The following is a 15,091-nucleotide window of genomic DNA, read 5'->3' on the forward strand; positions in this document are numbered from 1 at the left end:
TTTGAATAATGCCTAACCCCGTCGATTCTGTGCCACCGCTACCCCGCATCTACGCCCTGGACCCTCAAGAGGCGGAACAACGCTGGGACAGCGCCCCGCAACTGCTGTCGGCACTCAATGCCGCGCGGCTGGGCGCGTGGTGCTGGGAAATCGAAACGGGCAAGATCAGCTGGTCGCGAGGCACTCAGGCATTGTTTGGCTACGACCCGCGCCAGCCCCTGCCCAACGACCTCAATTACCTCGACCTGCTGGCGCAGGAAGACCGTGCCCGCGTGGTACGGGCGTTTCACGCGGTGCTGGCCGGCGAACCGGTCGAACAGGCCATGCATCACCGCATCCAGTGGCCCGATGGCAGCCTGCACTGGCTGGAAATCAATGGCAGCCTGGTGCCGGACAAAAACGGCAGGCGCCGGATGATCGGGGTGATCCGCGAGATCACTCACCAGCGCGAGCGGGAACAGGCGCTCAGCCACTCTGAAAAGCGCTTCGCCACGCTCTTCCACCTGTGCCCGAACATGGTGCTGCTGACGCGTCAGGCCGACGGCCTGATCAGCGAGGCCAACCAGCATTTCGAGATGCTGTTCGGCTGGCCGGTGGCTCAAGCCATCGGCCGCACCACTCTGGAGCTGGGCCTGTGGCGTCACCCGGAGCAGCGTGCACACCTGGTCAAGGCCACCCAGCGCAAAGGTGAATCCATCACCATGGAAGTGCAGTTCTGCGCCAGCAACGGCCAGATCCACGATGGCACGCTCAGCGCGCAAAAGGTCGAACTGGACGGCGAGGCCTATCTGATCAGCACTTTCCTCGACACCACCGAGCGCAAAAACGCCGAGCAAGCGCTGAAAGACAGTCAGGAACGCCTGGATCTGGCGCTGGACTCGGCACAGCTGGGCACCTGGGACTGGCACATTCCCACCGGCATGCTCTACGGCTCGGCCCGCGCCGCCCAACTCCACGGCCTGCCGTGCGAACCCTTCCACGAATCCTTCGATGCATTTTTTGAAGGCATGTCCGATGCGGACCGCGAGGGCATGCGCCATGCGTACCGCAACCTGCGTGAAGGCCCGGGCGACAATTACCAGCTGACCTATCGCGTGCCGGTCGAGGACGGCAGCTCGCGCTATCTGGAAAGCCGCGCACGCCTGTATCGCGATGAATCCGGCAAGCCCCTGCGCATGGCCGGGACCTTGCTCGATATCACCGATCAGGTGGAGCGCGAACAACGCCTGAGCGCTTCCGAGGAGAAATTCGCCAGCCTGTTCCAGGCCAGCCCCGATCCAATCTGCGTCACCTGCCTGGATAGCGGCGCGTTTATCGAGATCAACCCGGCGTTCACCCAGACCTTTGGCTGGACCGCCGCCGAAGTGTTCGACAAAAGCGCCGAGCAGATCGGCTTGTGGGATGAGTCGAGCAAGCGCCTGCAACGCATCGAGCGGGTGATTCGCGAGCAGTCATTGAGCAATGTGGCCATCGTGGTGCATGCCAAGAACGGCCAGAGCCTGACATGCGTGATTTCCAGCCGCCTGGTCAAGGTCAATGAGCAGCCGTGCATCGTCACCACCCTGCGCGACATCACCCAGCAGCAACGCTCGGAGGCGGCGCTCAAGGCCAGTGAGGAGAAGTTCGCCAAGGCCTTTCATTCCAGCCCCGACGCCATATCGATCACCGAGCGCGACACGGGACGATATGTGGAGGTCAATGACGGGTTTTGTCGCCTGACTGGCTATCGCGCCGAAGAAGCCATCGGCCTCACCCTGTACCAGATTGGCATCTGGGCCGATGAAAGCCAGCGTACCGCGCTGTTGGCCGAGCTGCAGATCAAAGGACGCATCCATCATCTGGAAATGCTATGGCACAACAAACTGGGCGACGTGCTGGCGGTGGAGGTGTCGGTCGAACCGATCACCTTGAATGAAACGCCGTGCCTGCTACTGACCGCGCGTGACGTGAGCCTGCTGAAAAACGCCCAGGCCCAGATCCGCCACCTGGCCTATCACGACCCGCTGACCAACCTGCCCAACCGTGCGCTGCTGATGGACCGCCTGAGCCAGCAGATCGCCCTGCTCAAGCGCCATAACCTGCGCGGCGCCTTGCTGTTTCTCGACCTCGACCATTTCAAGCATATCAACGACTCCCTCGGCCACCCGGTGGGCGACACCGTACTGAAAATCGTCACCGCACGCCTGGAAGCCAGCGTGCGCATGGAAGATACGGTGGCGCGCCTGGGCGGTGATGAGTTCGTGGTGCTGCTCAGCGGCCTGGAGGGCTCACGCACGCAAGTCAGCGGCCAGGTGCAGGAACTGGCCGATACCCTGCGCGAATTGCTCTCTGAGCCGATGTTCCTCGACGGCCACCGCCTGCAAGTAACGCCAAGCATCGGCGTGGCGCTGATCCCCGACCATGGCACCACGCCCGCCGATTTACTCAAGCGCGCCGACATTGCCCTGTACCGCGCCAAGGATTCCGGGCGCAACACCATTCAGATGTTCCACAACAGCATGCAGAAAACCGCCAGCGAGCGCCTGCGCATGGAAACCGACCTGCGCCTGGCCTTGTCACGCGGCGAATTCAGTGTGCATTACCAGCCCCAGGTGGATGCGCGCGGCAACAAGATTGTCGGCGCCGAGGCGCTGGTGCGCTGGCAGCATCCCCAACTGGGTGCGCAGTCGCCGGCCGAATTTATCAAGGTGCTGGAGGACAGCGGCTTGATCCTGGAGGTCGGCACCTGGATCCTCGACGAAGCATGCAGCGCATTTGCGCAGTTGATTGCCGACGGCCTGGTGGACCCGCTGAATTTCAGCCTGTGCGTGAATATCAGCCCCCGGCAGTTTCGCCAGAACGACTTTGTGGAACGGGTCGAACGCAGCCTCACACAGCACCAACTGCCCTACAGCTTGCTGAAGCTGGAAATCACTGAAGGCATCGTGATCCAGAACCTGGACGATACGGTGTTGAAAATGCGTCGCTTGAAAAAACTCGGCATCAGCTTTGCGATGGATGACTTTGGTACGGGCTACTCATCCCTGACCTACCTCAAGCGCCTGCCGGTGGACGCGTTGAAAATCGACCAGTCGTTCGTGCGCGACGCGACGCACGATCCCAATGACGCTGAAATCATCCGCGCCATTGTCGCCATGGCCCGCAGCTTGAATCTGGAGGTGATTGCCGAAGGCGTGGAAACTACAGAGCAACTGGCGTTCCTGCAAAAGCTCGGCTGCCATTTGTACCAAGGGTATTTGCATAGTCGGCCATTGCCGATAGAGGGGTTCAGGCAGTTGTTGAAATAGATGTCTTTGAAACCCAGCATTGAAACAAATGCAGCCTGGGTTATCCCTGCCCAGGTGCATCATGGTCACATCAGTGCGACGGCATGACCATGCGTCGGGACTCGCCCCTGTTTACCCCACATCTCCTCGCGGCCATTGATGACCGCCACCGAATGCCCGGTCCGGTTGCACATGCCTATCTGCCCGCGTGCAAGCTCACTGACCGACACTCTTTTCATGTGGCTTTTTAACCCAAGGCGCAGAAAGCCTTCTCCCGGACCGCTCTCATCCTCTCCATCGTTCAGACTGCGGATCGCTGCCTGAAAACTGCGACCGGCCGTACGGTCGTTGTTTTCCATCTGCGCACGCTTGGCGCTGACGGCGAACAGGAACTGCGCATCCTTCAGCATGCCTGTGTCGGGCCCGCTGAACTTGGCGCCCCGGGCGCCCTCCGCCAGCTCGCGGTCGGTCAACGTGAGCCGAAAACCATCACGCATGAACACCTGATAACCGTCGTTCGTCCTGGTCACCTCCTTGAAAATATCCGTGGGGCTTTGACCGAATCGATACATCGCAGCCTTGATCGCCGACACTGTCACACAATTACCATCCGGGCCTTGGCGGAAGCCACTCCAGATATTGTCCGGTTTCGCACCGCCACGCTTGGTCGACAAACCCGGAATGTTCGCTGCGGCATCAGGCTTGGGTAATACCGGTTGGGGCGTTACCTGCGGAACAATAGGCGGGGGTAAAGGATTAGTGTCAGGAACATGCTTGTCTTTTTTATCAGCTACGAGAGCGAGCAGCTGAGAAAAGAGTGAAGCAAATATAGCCACGATTGCACTGATCGATGGCGAGTCGTTCCCGGCACTTGGCAAACTTTGCGATTTATCAACATAGGCCATGCCAGACATTATCCTGACCGATTCGCGACCAACTTTGGGTCTGATCGCAGTTTCATTACTGGCAGTGAGTGCATCGATTGACAGTGACGGCCTTACATCAATGACCCGCGCAATATTATTAATAGGAAAGAGTGACATAGAGTTCTCCACACAGGCATCCCCTCGAAACGAACTTTCGAAAAGATGCCTGCACTTATAAAAGATTGAAACGCGACAGCTATCGTTAGAACCTGGAACTTAGCCGATGATTAAAGCGTCCATGCCTGCCAGCGTCGACAGGACCTGGACTGGTCAGATCCGGGGCGGGAGTGTCGGGCAAAGGCGTCGGTTTTGTATCCGGCAACACCTGGGGTTGAGGCTTGATATCCATCGGCACGTTCGGCCTCGGGATATTGCCCGGAAGCACCGCAGGCTGGGGCTGGGCGTCTGGCAGTATGGGTGGCTGAGGCCGCGTATCCGTGGAAACCCTCGGTGTCGGCAGTCGGTCCGGCGACACCTTTCCATCCGGGCAATGGCAATGATTAAGGACCACATTCACCTGAACGTTTGTCTTGGGGTCATTGTTTACGCTTATCTCGGGCTTGGGCACCGTTGGCGGAAATGGCGAGGGGCGCGGCTTATTTCCGTCGGGCACGATGACCGAAACATCAGCAGGTTGCGGCAGCACTCGCACCGTGGTGGCGTCCGGTTTTACCAGCTCCTTGCGGCTATCCGGCACCACCGGCAGCGTGCCTGCGTCCGGCTTGACCAACTCCTTGCGGGCATCCGGTAGCACCGGCAACTTGCCTGCGTCCGGCTTGACCAACTCCTTGGGGGCATCCGGCAGCACCGGCAACTTGCCTGCGTCCGGTTTGACCAGCTCCTTGGGGGCATCCGGCAGCACCGGCAACTTGCCTGCATCCGGCTTGACCAACTCCTTGAGGGCATCCGGCAGCACCGGCAACTTGCCTGCATCCGGCTTGACCAGCTCCTTGCGAGTGTCCGGCGCAACCGGTTGTTTGTCCGGATCGGGCTTAATCGTGGTCTTGCCTGAAAATATGTCGCGCATGGTCCTGAAGATGCCTTCCAGCATATCGAACAGTTGCCGCAAAGCAGTCTCGGGGGTCAGCGCCGTATTGCGCAAACCTTGAGTATCGTCAAGACGCAATGACGTCTGAAGCACCGTTGCCCCAGGGGTCTGAGCGTTCGGCTTTACAATAAGCTTATTGTTCGAAACTGCTGGCTGATCAAGACCAGATGTATCGCCCCTTACCAAAGGCGGAGTGTGAATCGACATAGACATTCGCGAGTTCCTTTATTCCATACAACCTGACCAGTTAATGGCCAGAGGGAGTGATAGTTTTAAGACTGAATAACCACAGCGCTGTTTCGCAGTCCCCCCATTCGTGGGGAGTTAGGCTATCGAGTTCCGAAATTCGCAGTTCATATAAGGAAACCAAAGCGCATTATCAGACTTTGCCTCATGGACAATTTACGCCAAGCCTTGATTCATGGCTTATTTGAGGTTCAAGTGTGGTCACACGCGCTAATACTCGGTAGGCAAGTCACTCATCGATAACATTTCGCGCATCTACCCGTCGGTGGTTTGTGTTAATTCGCCGACAAAAAAAGGCGCCTGCAGTGGCGCCTTCTTTAGATGGATATAAGCAGTGGTCGTTGACTGGCGTCAGGCAGCCAGTGGATGAGGCATCCCCAACAGGCGACTGACCTGCTCCAGGTCGGTCTCGCGGCGCATCGCCGTAAACAGCTCCACCGCCTCAGGGTAGTTGCGCGTCAGCATCGCCAGCCATTGCTTCAAGCGGCCGGGCGCCTGTCGCTCAGTCAATTGCGCCACCGATTGGGTCCAGAACTCCTGGAGCATCGGCTGCATTTCGGCCCAGGTCATTTCCACCACCTCTTGCCCTGCGCGCGCCGCCGCGATCTGCCGCGCCAGGTCAGGGCGCGCCACCAGGCCACGGCCCAACATGATGTCTTCGGCGCCGCTGACTTCGCGGCAACGCTGCCAATCTTCGACGCTCCAGATGTCACCATTGGCAAACACCGGCACCTTGACCACTTCCTGCACCCGCGGGATCCACTCCCAATGGGCCGGCGGCTTGTAGCCATCGGTCTTGGTACGTGCATGCACCACGATATGCGCGGCGCCGCCTTCGGCCAGCGCCGTGGCGCAGACCAGCGCGCCATCCGGGCTGTCAAAGCCCAGGCGCATTTTAGCAGTGACCGGGATATGGGCCGGCACCGCACGGCGCACATGCTCGACGATCCGGTTGAGCAGCTCCGGCTCCTTGAGCAGCACTGCACCGCCTCGGGACTTGTTGACGGTCTTGGCCGGGCAGCCGAAGTTGAGGTCGATCACCTGCGACCCCAACTCGCAGGCCAGGGCGGCGTTTTCCGCCAGGCATACCGGGTCAGACCCCAGCAACTGCACGCGCAGCGGCACGCCCGCCGCAGTCTGAGCGCCATGCAGCAGTTCCGGGGCGAGCTTGTGGAAATAGGCAGGGGTGAGCAAGCGGTCGTTGACGCGGATGAATTCGGTCACGCACCAGTCGATACCGCCCACGCGGGTCAGCACGTCCCGCAGGATGTTGTCGACCAACCCCTCCATGGGCGCCAAAGCAATTTGCATGGAAAACACTCAACAAAAATCGTGGCGCAGTTTACTGGGTTTCCCCCAACAACCGTTAACCCCCTGTCAGCGCAGGCCCGTAGCCCTCGATAAACTCGACAGGCATGCGTTTGGGCCTGCCGCTGGACAGCTCGATGCACACGAAGGTGGTTTGCGCGCGCAGCAAGGTGGCGCCGTCACGCGGGCGTATCAGCTGGAAACGCCGCGTCATCTTCAGACGCTGGTCCCAATCGACGATCCACGTGGCCAGTTGCAGTTCATCGCCTTCGTAGCCGGCCGCCAGGTAGTCAATCTCATGACGCACCACGGCCATGGCGCGGTCCAGACGCCGATACTCGGTGAGGTCCAGCCCCAGGCGCTGGGAATGGCGCCAGGCGCAACGCTCCAGCCAGGACACGTACACCGCGTTATTGGCGTGCCCCAGGCCGTCGATGTCCTCAGGGGCGACCTGCAGATCGATGATAAACGGCGTTGCCAAATCCCAGCCCATGCCTTGCTCCAGTCGATTGATGTCGGCGGGCGCAGTGTATCAGGCGGTTTGGCGCGCCTGTAAATGGCAGCTCGCCAATAGGGCAAGTACGCCTTCGATCACGCGCGGGTCGGCCAGGACCTTCTGATGCCCGCCCTGCTCCAGGCGCAGCAGGCGGCTGTCGAACCAGGCCTCGTGAATGGCTTGAGAGGCTTTGACCGGGACGAACGTATCGTCTTCGGCATGCACGATCAGGCCGGGAAGGTTCATGTGGTAATGGGCGACATCCAAGTGCTTGAGCGGCATACCGAAAGACAGCTCCACCGCGTGGATAAACGCTGAACGTGCGCGCGGCGGCAAACCCACCATTCGCGTGAAACCGCGTAGCGCATCGAGGAACCGCGACGGCGCAGCGATGCTCACCAACGCCTGCGTGCGCAGCCCCAGTTGCACCGCCAGCATCGCGCTGGCGCCGCCCATCGAGTGGCCGACCACCGCATGCAGCGCAGGCAACTCGGCCGCCGCCTCGAGCATGGCACGGGCGAACAACAGCACGTTTGCTTCGCGCCCCGGCGAATGCCCATGGGCCGGGCCGTCCAGCGCAATCACCGAATAGCCGTTCTCTACCAACGCTGTAATCAGGCTGGCGAACTGGGTAGGCCGCCCTTCCCAACCGTGCATCAGCAACACCGCCGGCCCCTGCCCCCAGCGCAGCGCCGACAGGCCGAAACGCAAGGTGATGCGCTCAGATTGCGCCAGCAACGGCAGCTCCCACGCGCGCGGCGGCAGCTCACGGGGCGTCATGAAGGTGCGACGCATCCGGTTGGCCGCCATTTGCGGAGCAAGTCGGCCGACAGTGCCGTTGAAGCCACGAACCCAGGTCAAGTCGCCCATGCGGTGAACCCTCTTCAGCGTACCGCCGACTTGGCGGCGCGCAATACACGATCGGACAGCTCGCCGGGGCCGAGGGCCCGCGCCAGTGTCAGGCCGCCGATCATCAACGCCATGTCAGCCAGCGCCTTGTCGGTGTCTTCCGGGCTGGCCGCCAGTTGAGCTGCCATCAGCTCGCAGTGTTCGCTCAAGGCCTGGCGGAATTCGTCCGGCAAACGGCCCATCTCGCCGACTGTCGCCGGCAGCGGGCACGCCTGGGCGGTGGAGTCGCGGTGTTTGCGCGACAAGTAAAACGCCGCCACCAGGCTTCGGCGCTCTTCGCCGGTGAGTGTTGAGTCGATGTCTTCGATCGCCGCGCGGCGCCTGGCCAGCAACTGGGTGAACGCCTCCAGCATCAGCGCGTCCTTGCTTTCAAAGTGCGCGTAAAAACCACCGACCGTCAGCCCCGCCGCCCCCATGACTTCGCCGACGCTCGGCTCAGCCGGGCCACGCTGGACCAATGCCGCGCTGGCAGCCTGCAATATGCGTTCGCGAGTTTGCGCTTTCTTGTCGCTCATCAAAGCCTCCGTCTGTCATGGGTTGAATATTATTACCATAATAATATTGCGCAAGCGAGAAGCGTGACCACTGGTCAGAACGCAAAAAAGGAAGTAAGGAGAGAGTTGGCCAAACGCCAGACAAACAAAAGGGCCATTCAATAATTGAATGACCCTTAAAAATCCCGCAAAGCGGGTAATCGTGGCGTCCCCTAGGGGACTCGAACCCCTGTTACCGCCGTGAAAGGGCGGTGTCCTAGGCCACTAGACGAAGGGGACACAAACCTTCTGTACAGTGATCGGTGCTTGGACCGATCGATTCAAGGACGGTGTGGCCGCAACCTTGAACCTGTAAATTGGTGGAGCTAAACGGGATCGAACCGTTGACCTCTTGCATGCCATGCAAGCGCTCTCCCAGCTGAGCTATAGCCCCGATTTTTCGCCTGGCGGCGCAGCAGACCTTTCGAACTGCTTGTTGAAACTGGCGTCCCCTAGGGGACTCGAACCCCTGTTACCGCCGTGAAAGGGCGGTGTCCTAGGCCACTAGACGAAGGGGACAAAACCTTCTGTACAACTGATCGGCGCTGAGTGCCGATCGATTCAAGGACGGTGTGGCCAGACCTTGAATCTGTAAATTGGTGGAGCTAAACGGGATCGAACCGTTGACCTCTTGCATGCCATGCAAGCGCTCTCCCAGCTGAGCTATAGCCCCTCATCGGTGAGGACGGGGCGAATCTTAATGGCGGTTTCGAAACGTGTCAAATTTATTTTCAACAATTTTCAAAATTTTTTGCCGGGATAACAATCACTTACCGACAAAACCCCGGAAAACCGGGGTTTTGTCCCTGCAGCCGCCTGCTTAAGCGATAGCGCCCAGCAGTTTTTCCCACTCTTTGTTTTCTTTCTTCGACACACCACCAAGCAAATCAAGGGCTTGGCGCAGACGGAAACGCGTGAGGTCCGGGCCGAGGATTTCCATCGCGTCGAGCACCGACACCGAACTGGCCTGCCCGGTAATCGCGGCAAACATCAGCGGCATGGCATCGCGCAATTTCAGTTCCAGAGACTCGACCACCGCCTGGATCGTCGCGGTGATAGCATCCTTCTCCCACTGGCGCAGGCTTTCGAGCTTCCACAGGATCAACTGCATCAGCTGGCGTACCTGGTCACCCGAGAGCTTTTTCGATTCGAACAGCTTGACGTCCGGGTTCACGCCACCGGCGAAGAAGAAGCTGGCCAACGGCGCGACCTGGCTGAACGTCTCCACCCTGCCCTGCACCAGCGGCGCGATCTTCATCATGTACTCGGGGTTGAGCGCCCATTGCTGCACGCGGCTGGCAAACTCTTCCACCGGCAGGTCACGCAGCCACTGGCCGTTGAGCCACGACAGCTTCTCGATATCGAAAATCGGCCCGCCCAGGGAGACGCGGGACAGGTCGAAATTATCGACCATTTCCTGCAGCGAGAACTTCTCGCGCTCATCCGGCATGGACCAGCCCATGCGCCCCAGATAGTTGAGCATCGCCTCGGGCATGAAGCCCATGCGCTCGTAGAAGGTCACCGACGTCGGGTTCTTGCGCTTGGACAGCTTGCTCTTGTCGGGGTTACGCAGCAGCGGCATGTAGCACAACTGCGGCTGTTCCCAGCCGAAGTATTCGTAAAGCAGGATCAGCTTCGGCGCCGACGGCAGCCATTCTTCGCCGCGCAGCACATGGGTGATGCCCATCAGGTGATCGTCGACCACGTTGGCGAGGAAGTACGTCGGCAGGCCGTCGGTCTTCATCAGCACCTGCATGTCCATGCGATCCCACGGGATCTCGACGTCACCGCGCAGCATGTCCGGCACCACGCATACGCCTTCGCTCGGCACTTTCATGCGGATCACATGGGGCTCGCCGGCGGCCAGGCGCGCGGCCACTTCTTCTTTCGATAGCAGCAATGCGCGGCCGTCGTAGCGCGGCGTCTCGCCACGGGCCTGTTGCTCGGCGCGCATCTGGTCGAGTTCTTCGGCGGTGCAGAAGCAGGGGAACGCATGGCCCATGTCCACCAGCTGCTGGGTGTACTTTTTATAGATGTCGCTGCGCTCGCTCTGGCGATACGGGCCGTGAGGGCCGCCGACGTCCGGGCCTTCGGCCCAAGTGATACCCAGCCAGCGCAGCGCATCGAAAATCTGCTGCTCCGACTCGCGGGTGGAGCGCAGTTGATCGGTGTCTTCGATCCGCAGGATGAATTCACCGCCGTGCTGCTTGGCAAAGCAGTAGTTGAACAAGGCGATGTAAGCAGTGCCGACGTGGGGATCCCCAGTAGGCGATGGCGCAATGCGCGTGCGGACGGTGGTCATGGCAGGTCTCGAATGGGCGATATAACTGAAAATTGAAACAAGGGGCGAATGGTAACAGCCCAAAGCGCCTTATTGTAGGAGCGAGCTTGCTCGCGAAGAACGCAAGGACACCACGTTTAGCCAGAAGACCCCCGCGTTATCGTTGACGATTTTCGCGAGCAAGCTCGCTCCTACAGTGGGTGGTTTTATACGGTGAGCAACCGCTCGCGCAACTTGCCAATCTCATCACGCGTCTGCGCCGCTGCCTCGAACTCAAGATCCCGCGCCAACTGGTACATCTTCTCTTCCAACTGGCGAATCCGCTTGGTGATCTCACTCGGCGAGCGCAGTTCGTTCTCGTACTTGGCGCTTTCTTCGGCGGCCTTGGCCATGCCCTTGCGCTTCTTGCTGCGCGAGCCGGGCACGGTGGCGCCTTCCATGATGTCGGCGACATCCTTGAACACGCCTTTGGGCGTGATGCCATGCTCCAGGTTGAACGCGATCTGCTTCTCGCGACGGCGATCGGTCTCGCCAATCGCCCGCTCCATCGACCCGGTGATGCGGTCCGCATACAGGATCGCCCGGCCATTGAGGTTACGCGCCGCACGGCCGATGGTCTGGATCAGCGAGCGCTCGGAGCGCAGGAAGCCTTCCTTGTCCGCGTCCAGGATCGCCACCAGCGACACCTCCGGCATGTCCAGGCCTTCGCGCAGCAGGTTGATGCCCACCAGCACATCAAAGGTACCCAGGCGCAGGTCCCGAATGATTTCCACACGCTCCACGGTGTCGATGTCCGAGTGCAGGTAGCGCACGCGCACGCCGTGGTCGGCCAGGTAATCGGTCAAGTCTTCGGACATGCGTTTGGTCAACGTGGTGACCAGCACGCGCTCTTCCAGGGCCACGCGCTTGTTGATTTCCGACAGCAGGTCGTCAACCTGGGTCAGCGCCGGGCGGATTTCGATTTGCGGGTCCACCAGGCCAGTCGGTCGCACCAACTGCTCGATCACCCGGCCGGCATGTTCGGCCTCATAGTTGCCGGGGGTGGCGGACACAAAGATGGTCTGCGGGCTGATGGCTTCCCATTCGTCAAAGCGCATCGGCCGGTTATCCAGCGCCGATGGCAGACGGAAGCCGTATTCCACCAGGGTTTCCTTGCGGGAGCGGTCGCCCTTATACATCGCGCCCACTTGCGGCACGCTGACGTGGGACTCGTCGATCACCAGCAAGGCGTCCGGCGGCAGGTAATCATAGAGGGTCGGCGGCGGCGCACCGGACTCGCGGCCCGACAGGTAGCGCGAGTAGTTTTCAATGCCGTTGCAGTAACCCAGCTCGAGGATCATCTCCAGGTCGAAGCGGGTGCGCTGCTCCAGGCGCTGGGCCTCCACCAACTTGTTGTTGGCGCGCAGGTATTCCAGGCGCTCGGCCAACTCGACCTTGATGCCCTCGATGGCGCCCATCAGGGTTTCACGCGGGGTCACGTAGTGGCTTTTTGGGTAGAAGGTGAAGCGCGGCAGTTTGCGGATCACCTCGCCGGTCAACGGGTCGAAGGCCGACAGGCTTTCAACTTCATCGTCGAACAGCTCGATACGGATCGCTTCCAGGTCGGATTCTGCCGGGTAGATATCGATCACATCGCCGCGCACGCGGAATGTGGCGCGGGCAAAGTCCATGTCGTTGCGGGTGTACTGCAGGCTTGTCAGGCGCCGCAGCAGTTCGCGCTGGTCGAGTTTGTCGCCACGGTCGACGTGCAGCACCATTTTCAAATAGGTTTCCGGACTGCCCAGGCCGTAAATGCACGACACCGTGGTGACGATGATCGCGTCCTTGCGTTCCAGCAGGGCCTTGGTCGCCGACAGCCGCATCTGCTCGATATGGTCGTTGATCGACGCATCCTTCTCGATAAACGTATCGGAGGACGGCACATACGCTTCCGGCTGATAGTAGTCGTAGTAGGAAACGAAATATTCAACCGCGTTGTTCGGAAAGAACGCTTTGAACTCACCGTACAACTGTGCGGCGAGGGTCTTGTTCGGTGCCAGCACCAGGGTCGGGCGCTGCACCTGCGCGATCACATTGGCGATGCTGAAGGTCTTGCCTGAACCGGTCACCCCGAGCAACGTCTGATGCGCCAGGCCGGCCTCGATACCTTCGACCATCTGGCGGATGGCTTCCGGTTGATCGCCGGCGGGTTCAAAACGGGTGACGAGCTGGAAATCCGACATAACGTACCTCGTGTGGTCACCCCAGACTCAACACCGCCAGGGACGAAATAGCTCAGCAACCCGCGAATAGTCATCGCAGGCTGCAGGAAAAAACCATGATAGCCGTAGTAGTGGTGACGAATGTGACGGGTTTCAAGGCAATCGCCCTACCTTCGTCCGGGATCAATATTGCAATAAGACTAACGGTCGGCAAATAAACCGAAAAACTTGGCCGAAAAGCCATTTCGGCTGTCGCCCTCAGCAGTGATGGCCTCTATACTAGCTCCCCGTTTGTGCACCGCTCTAGTGCATCCGGCTGGAGCGCGACACGTCCCTCCCTTCCCCCATAGAGCTGCCGCAAAAATGAGCCTGTTCTCCGCTGTCGAAATGGCACCACGCGATCCAATCCTGGGCCTCAACGAAGCATTCAACGCTGATACACGAACCACCAAGGTCAACCTTGGCGTGGGCGTTTACTGCGACGAGGAGGGGAAGATTCCACTCTTGCGTGCCGTTGCCGAAGCGGAAGCCATTCGTGTGGCGCAACACGCTGCCCGTGGCTACTTGCCGATCGACGGAATTGCCGCCTACGACAAGGCCGTGCAAACCCTGCTGTTCGGTGCCGAGTCGCCGCTGCTCAACGCTGGCCGCGTGGTCACCGTGCAAGCCGTCGGCGGTACCGGCGCGCTGAAAATCGGCGCTGACTTCCTCAAGCAGCTGCTGCCCGACGCCGTCGTCGCCATCAGCGACCCGAGCTGGGAAAACCACCGCGCGTTGTTCGAAACCGCCGGTTTCCCGGTGCAGAACTACCGCTATTACGACGCCGCCACCCACGACGTCAACCGTGCCGGCCTGCTCGACGACCTCAACGCTCTGCCGCCGCAGTCCATCGTGGTGCTGCATGCCTGCTGCCACAACCCCACCGGCGTCGACCTGAGCCCGGCCGACTGGCAGAACGTGCTGGACGTGATCAAGGCCCGCAACCTGGTGCCGTTCCTCGACATGGCCTACCAGGGCTTTGGCGACGGCATCCACGAAGACGCCGCCGCCGTGCGCCTGTTCGCCGAATCGGGCCTGACCTTCTTTGTGTCCAGCTCTTTCTCCAAGTCGTTTTCCCTGTACGGCGAACGCGTGGGCGCCTTGTCCATCGTCAGCGAATCCAAGGAAGAAAGCGCGCGCATCCTGTCTCAGGTCAAGCGTGTGATCCGTACCAACTATTCCAACCCGCCAACCCACGGCGCGGCGATCGTTGCAGCGGTACTGAACAACCCTGAACTGCGCGCCCAGTGGGAAGCCGAACTTGCCGAAATGCGCCTGCGCATCCGCGGCATGCGCGAGCAGATGGTGGCCGAACTGGCCAAGGCGGCTCCCGGCCACGACTTCAGCTTCGTTGGCCGCCAACGCGGGATGTTTTCCTACTCCGGCCTGAGCGTTGAGCAAGTCACCCGCTTGCGCAGCGAGTTCGGCATCTATGCCCTGGATACCGGGCGTATCTGTGTGGCGGCGTTGAACCAGTCCAACATTGGTGCTGTGACCAGCGCGATCGTTCAGGTGCTGTAAATCTGCCAGCGTTATACGAAGGGGGAAGCCAATGGCTTCCCCCTTTTTGCTGGCGAACCCACTAGACTGGACACCAACTGCCCTTTTGCTGCGAGAGCCCTATGAGAAACGACGACCTGGACCTGCGCGCCGACCGCGACGAACTGGACCACTTCACCCCACGCGTGCCCCAAGCCAAGCGCCAGAAAAGCCTGGTGCTGCAAGTGGCGCTGGGTGTGTTCCTCGGTGGCTTGGCGTTGTGGCTGGTGCAATTGGGCGCCACGGCGATCATGGCCAAGCTGGCCATGGGCACCTTCCAGTTCGGCGGCTGATGAAGA

The 15,091-nt window shown here is 60.5% G+C and carries 11 protein-coding genes and 4 tRNA genes; 3 read left to right on the forward strand and 12 right to left on the reverse strand.

All coding sequences use genetic code 11. The annotated features are described in order from the left end of the window. Window positions 1-8 precede the first annotated feature (8 nt). The gene (locus tag C4J84_RS16535; protein ID WP_124435748.1) at window positions 9-3,287 is read left to right on the forward strand and encodes an EAL domain-containing protein; all 3,279 of its coding nucleotides are present in this window, start codon (window positions 9-11) and stop codon (window positions 3,285-3,287) included. Window positions 3,288-3,352: 65 nt separating this feature from the next. On the opposite strand, the gene C4J84_RS26490 is transcribed toward C4J84_RS16535, so the two are convergent. From C4J84_RS26490 to uvrB, 12 genes are all read right to left on the reverse strand, one after another. Beyond that, window positions 3,353-4,309 carry a hypothetical protein gene (locus C4J84_RS26490; RefSeq protein WP_256681357.1) on the reverse strand — a complete coding sequence of 319 codons (957 nt, stop codon included), beginning with the start codon at window positions 4,307-4,309 and terminating at the stop codon, window positions 3,353-3,355. Between the two features lie 85 nt (window positions 4,310-4,394). Further along, entirely contained in the window at window positions 4,395-5,453 is a 1,059-nt protein-coding gene (locus C4J84_RS16545; RefSeq protein ID WP_124435749.1) for a hypothetical protein, read from the reverse strand. 384 nt (window positions 5,454-5,837) lie between these two features. Next, window positions 5,838-6,797, reverse strand: coding sequence for a tRNA-dihydrouridine synthase (locus C4J84_RS16550; protein ID WP_124371264.1), 960 nt, complete (start codon window positions 6,795-6,797; stop codon window positions 5,838-5,840). A gap of 55 nt (window positions 6,798-6,852) precedes the next feature. Then, a complete protein-coding gene (locus C4J84_RS16555; protein WP_124367683.1) occupies window positions 6,853-7,287 on the reverse strand; it encodes a thioesterase family protein in 435 nt (144 codons plus the stop codon). A gap of 39 nt (window positions 7,288-7,326) precedes the next feature. Then, window positions 7,327-8,160: an alpha/beta hydrolase gene (locus tag C4J84_RS16560; RefSeq protein ID WP_124367684.1), complete on the reverse strand. Its 834-nt coding sequence runs from the start codon at window positions 8,158-8,160 to the stop codon at window positions 7,327-7,329. A 14-nt stretch (window positions 8,161-8,174) separates the two neighbouring features. After that, complete coding sequence (locus C4J84_RS16565; protein WP_124404730.1) at window positions 8,175-8,714, reverse strand: TetR/AcrR family transcriptional regulator; 540 nt, start codon at window positions 8,712-8,714, stop codon at window positions 8,175-8,177. A gap of 182 nt (window positions 8,715-8,896) precedes the next feature. After that, window positions 8,897-8,972: transfer RNA gene (locus C4J84_RS16570), tRNA-Glu, on the reverse strand. A 78-nt stretch (window positions 8,973-9,050) separates the two neighbouring features. Continuing rightward, window positions 9,051-9,126 (reverse strand) — tRNA-Ala (locus C4J84_RS16575). Between the two features lie 49 nt (window positions 9,127-9,175). Continuing rightward, window positions 9,176-9,251 (reverse strand) — tRNA-Glu (locus C4J84_RS16580). A 78-nt stretch (window positions 9,252-9,329) separates the two neighbouring features. Further along, window positions 9,330-9,405, reverse strand: a tRNA-Ala gene (locus C4J84_RS16585). Between the two features lie 147 nt (window positions 9,406-9,552). Next, the gene (gltX, locus tag C4J84_RS16590; protein ID WP_124367686.1) at window positions 9,553-11,034 is read right to left on the reverse strand and encodes a glutamate--tRNA ligase; all 1,482 of its coding nucleotides are present in this window, start codon (window positions 11,032-11,034) and stop codon (window positions 9,553-9,555) included. 185 nt (window positions 11,035-11,219) lie between these two features. After that, window positions 11,220-13,235: an excinuclease ABC subunit UvrB gene (gene uvrB, locus C4J84_RS16595; protein ID WP_124363613.1), complete on the reverse strand. Its 2,016-nt coding sequence runs from the start codon at window positions 13,233-13,235 to the stop codon at window positions 11,220-11,222. Window positions 13,236-13,577: 342 nt separating this feature from the next. On the opposite strand from uvrB, the gene C4J84_RS16600 reads away from it, so the two are divergent. Both C4J84_RS16600 and C4J84_RS16605 read left to right on the forward strand, forming a co-directional pair. Next, window positions 13,578-14,774 (forward strand): amino acid aminotransferase, encoded by a 1,197-nt coding sequence (locus C4J84_RS16600; protein ID WP_124371269.1) that lies wholly within the window; start codon window positions 13,578-13,580, stop codon window positions 14,772-14,774. A gap of 101 nt (window positions 14,775-14,875) precedes the next feature. After that, window positions 14,876-15,085: a hypothetical protein gene (locus tag C4J84_RS16605; protein WP_124371270.1), complete on the forward strand. Its 210-nt coding sequence runs from the start codon at window positions 14,876-14,878 to the stop codon at window positions 15,083-15,085. The last annotated feature ends 6 nt before the right edge of the window (window positions 15,086-15,091 follow it).

It is taken from the genome of Pseudomonas sp. R11-23-07 (assembly GCF_003852295.1).
Taxonomy (GTDB): domain Bacteria; phylum Pseudomonadota; class Gammaproteobacteria; order Pseudomonadales; family Pseudomonadaceae; genus Aquipseudomonas.

Excerpts from the sequence above, each read along its gene's own strand:
- C4J84_RS16535 (WP_124435748.1), top strand. The coding sequence starts at position 9 with ATGCCTAACCCCGTCGATTCTGTGCCACCGCTACCCCGCATCTACGCC.
- C4J84_RS26490 (WP_256681357.1), bottom strand. The coding sequence starts at position 4,309 with ATGTCACTCTTTCCTATTAATAATATTGCGCGGGTCATTGATGTAAGG.
- C4J84_RS16545 (WP_124435749.1), bottom strand. The coding sequence starts at position 5,453 with ATGTCTATGTCGATTCACACTCCGCCTTTGGTAAGGGGCGATACATCT.
- C4J84_RS16550 (WP_124371264.1), bottom strand. The coding sequence starts at position 6,797 with ATGCAAATTGCTTTGGCGCCCATGGAGGGGTTGGTCGACAACATCCTG.
- C4J84_RS16555 (WP_124367683.1), bottom strand. The coding sequence starts at position 7,287 with ATGGGCTGGGATTTGGCAACGCCGTTTATCATCGATCTGCAGGTCGCC.
- C4J84_RS16560 (WP_124367684.1), bottom strand. The coding sequence starts at position 8,160 with ATGGGCGACTTGACCTGGGTTCGTGGCTTCAACGGCACTGTCGGCCGA.
- C4J84_RS16565 (WP_124404730.1), bottom strand. The coding sequence starts at position 8,714 with ATGAGCGACAAGAAAGCGCAAACTCGCGAACGCATATTGCAGGCTGCC.
- gltX (WP_124367686.1), bottom strand. The coding sequence starts at position 11,034 with ATGACCACCGTCCGCACGCGCATTGCGCCATCGCCTACTGGGGATCCC.
- uvrB (WP_124363613.1), bottom strand. The coding sequence starts at position 13,235 with ATGTCGGATTTCCAGCTCGTCACCCGTTTTGAACCCGCCGGCGATCAA.
- C4J84_RS16600 (WP_124371269.1), top strand. The coding sequence starts at position 13,578 with ATGAGCCTGTTCTCCGCTGTCGAAATGGCACCACGCGATCCAATCCTG.
- C4J84_RS16605 (WP_124371270.1), top strand. The coding sequence starts at position 14,876 with ATGAGAAACGACGACCTGGACCTGCGCGCCGACCGCGACGAACTGGAC.